The sequence below is a fragment of the Aeromonas crassostreae genome (assembly GCF_054052445.1).
The window spans coordinates 1-288 of sequence record NZ_JBSTYM010000077.1; the positions used below are offsets into that span (position 1 = coordinate 1).

1 protein-coding gene is annotated in these 288 nt (G+C 67.0%); it reads left to right on the plus strand.

Annotation, left to right across the window (positions count from 1 at the left end):
- A partial coding sequence (locus ACW5W4_RS18955) for a transposase domain-containing protein (protein WP_456690422.1) occupies positions 1-288 on the plus strand: 288 nt, incomplete at both ends.

Here is a 288-nt window from a genome sequence, read left to right on the forward strand (position 1 = left end):
GCAACGTCCCCATGACCCAGTTGGTCAATCAGCTCGATATCCTGCTGCCCGGCGACCGCCCCTTCGTCGCCCCCAGCGCCTTCCTGCAAGCCCGCCAAAAGCTCGGGGACAAGAGCATTGCGCGTCTGTTCCACGAGACCGCCACCCGCTGGCATCAACAGGCCAACCACCCCGGCTGGGCCGGACTGCAACTGCTCGCCGTCGATGGCGTGATGTGGCGCACGCCCGATACTCCGGACAATGCCGCCGCCTTTGCCAAGCCCGGCACCCAGCATGGCGAGACCGCCT